The sequence below is a fragment of the Candidatus Melainabacteria bacterium RIFOXYA2_FULL_32_9 genome (assembly GCA_001784615.1).
Lineage (GTDB): Bacteria > Cyanobacteriota > Vampirovibrionia > Gastranaerophilales > UBA9579 > UBA9579.
On sequence record MFRQ01000157.1, the window covers coordinates 4,274 to 6,888 of the forward strand.

Below are 2,615 nucleotides of genomic sequence, written 5' to 3' on the forward strand. Positions count from 1 at the left end.
AGACCTATCAAGTTTACAAGAGGTTTTACAAAATATGCAGATGGATCTGTATTAGTCGAATTTGGCGATACAAAAGTGATTACGACTGCAATAATAGAAGATAGAGTCCCTCGTTTTCTTGTGGACTCAGGTAAAGGCTGGCTGACAGCTGAATATGCACTTCTTCCCGGTTCTGCTCAATCAAGAATAATCAGGGACAGAGGCTCTACGCTTTCTGGTAGAACTCAGGAAATCCAGAGGTTAATAGGAAGAAGTCTTAGAGCTGCCGTAGACCTTTCTGCAATTGGCGAAAGAACTATTACAATAGATGCAGATGTTATTCAAGCTGATGGTGGCACAAGAACTGCAAGCATCTCTGGTGCTTATATAGCTCTATACGATGCCCTACTTAAATTAAAAAAGCAAGGAAAAATTAAAGAAATTCCTATAATAGATCAAGTTGCAGCAATAAGCCTTGGAGTTGTAAAGAGCAAATTCCTTCTTGATCTTGACTATAACGAAGATTCAAATGCTGATGTTGATGCAAACATAATTATGACTGCATCTGGTAAGATTATTGAATTCCAGATAACCAGCGAAAAAGAAGCTTTTGATAAAAATGAGCTTATCAAGTTTGTAGAATTAGGTGAAAAAGGCATAAAAGAGATTATTGAGCTACAAAATCAGGCTTTAGGATTATAGTAGGGTGGGATCCTTATTCCACCAAATAAATATCGAATAATAGTTAAATAGGAAAAGAAAGAAAAAATGGAATTAAGAGCGCCAAAAGGAACAAAAGATATACTTCCTCCAGAATCTGAAATTTGGCAGTATATGGAGGATAAAGCCAGATATATTTTTGATAAATCAAATTATAAAGAGATAAGAACACCTATTTTTGAAGCTACAGAATTATTTGCAAGGGGTGTAGGCACCTCTACAGATATTGTAAATAAGGAAATGTACACTTTTATTCAAAAAGAAAGAAGCCTGACCCTTAGACCTGAAAACACCGCAGGAGTTTCAAGAGCTTATATCGAGCACGGCATGCATAAACTTCCTGCTCCTGTAAAATTATGGTATAAAGGGCCAATGTTCAGGTATGAAAGACCTCAAGCTGGCAGGCAAAGACAGTTTCATCAAGTGGGAGTAGAAGTTTTTGGAATAGCAAATGCCAGTGCCGATGCTGAGGTGATTCAGCTTGCTATGTGGTATCTTGAGGAACTTGGGATTTCCAATTTATCCCTTGAGATTAATAATATAGGCTGCCCGAAGTGCAGAGATGAGCATAAAGAAAATATCAAAGAAGCTGTAAAAGAGATATTACCTGAATTTTGTGAGGATTGCCAGGTCAGGTTCGTTCGTAACCCTCTAAGAATGCTGGATTGTAAAAATGAAGAATGCAAAGATATCCTACATTCTGAGGTTATTGATGAAATTATAAAAGCAGATTATGTGTGTGATGAATGTTCAGAGCATTTTTCAGAACTGCAGGAATATCTAAAAGCTTTAAATATAGATTATAAAGTTAATAAATTACTTGTAAGAGGCCTGGATTACTATAATAGAACAGTATTTGAAATTACCAGCACAAATCTTGGAGCTCAAAATGCTGTATGTGGCGGTGGAAGATATGATCCTCTTGTTGAAATGATAGGTGGTCAATATACTCCTGCTGTTGGCTGGGCAATGGGCATGGAAAGATTAATGAGTCTTATGCCATCAATAGAGCCTAAGAAAATTCATCTATTTATTGTATCAAATAACACTAAAGAAGCTTTAAAACTCGCTGAAGAACTCAGAAAAAAAGGTATAATTACTGAATTTGATATGGCTAACAGGAAATTCGGCAAACAATTAGAAAAAGCTTCCAAATCAGGTGCACAATTTGCACTTATATTAGGCGAAGATGAGTTAAATACAGGAACTATAACAGTTAAAAATCTGGAAACCGGTGAGCAGGAAAAGCTGGAAAAAGAACTTGCACTGCAAAAAATAAACTTATTTTATAACCTATAAAAAAGAGGCTCTTATTGAGCCTCTTTTTATTCTTTAAAGATATTTTTAACAATAGTTATTTTTTTATTTTTATCATTTTCTTTCGAATTATCTTTTTTTATTACGCTTACTACATTAAGCATAGCAAGAGAATTCAGAGATGCTCTTAGTTGTGCACTTCTGTCTACGAATTCAGGCTTTTTCTGCTTATTCTCGTCTTCTTTATCTTTTTCTTCAGGTCTTGAATACTGTTCTTTTGAATTTTTTTGATTTGGAGTATTCATAACACTGCTATCAGCACTGTTAAAGCTTATATACGGCCTTGAAAAACCTGATGCACCACTGTCAGGCATTTAAACAGTCTCCTAATATCCTCTAATATTTTAATTTGTCTAAAATATTATATAACTTGTTGAGTATTTTTATAACCCCTAATTTATGGATTTATTCCACCATGCTTAAAAACCTACTTTTTTAAAAGTTGATAGGAGAAAGTAGCTCAAGAGCAAAATTCTTAAAGAATTGTAATATTTAATCTTGAATTGCTAATTAATTTTGAGAATTTTAATTCAGTTATATCAAGCTTTTTATTGATCTAGATTCTGTGTTGAAAGTCAAGCAAATTGAACAGAATTTTT

Annotated in this window: 3 protein-coding genes; 2 read left to right on the plus strand and 1 reads right to left on the minus strand. The window is 34.1% G+C overall.

Annotated elements, in window-relative coordinates; all coding sequences use genetic code 11:
• Together A2255_02835 and A2255_02840 are read left to right on the plus strand one after the other, a co-directional pair.
• Positions 1 to 681, plus strand: a 681-nt coding sequence (locus A2255_02835) for a ribonuclease PH (GenBank protein ID OGI17083.1), incomplete at its 5' end; no start/stop codon positions are given.
• 66 nt (positions 682 to 747) lie between these two features.
• Entirely contained in the window at positions 748 to 1,998 is a 1,251-nt protein-coding gene (locus A2255_02840; protein ID OGI17084.1) for a histidine--tRNA ligase, read from the plus strand.
• A gap of 26 nt (positions 1,999 to 2,024) precedes the next feature.
• On the opposite strand, the gene A2255_02845 is transcribed toward A2255_02840, so the two are convergent.
• Positions 2,025 to 2,330 (minus strand): hypothetical protein, encoded by a 306-nt coding sequence (locus A2255_02845; protein ID OGI17085.1) that lies wholly within the window; start codon positions 2,328 to 2,330, stop codon positions 2,025 to 2,027.
• Positions 2,331 to 2,615: the final 285 nt, after the last annotated feature.

Bases quoted from the DNA above. Each gene is read 5' to 3' on its own strand.
- A2255_02840 (OGI17084.1), top strand. From the start codon at position 748: ATGGAATTAAGAGCGCCAAAAGGAACAAAAGATATACTTCCTCCAGAA.
- A2255_02845 (OGI17085.1), bottom strand. From the start codon at position 2,330: ATGCCTGACAGTGGTGCATCAGGTTTTTCAAGGCCGTATATAAGCTTT.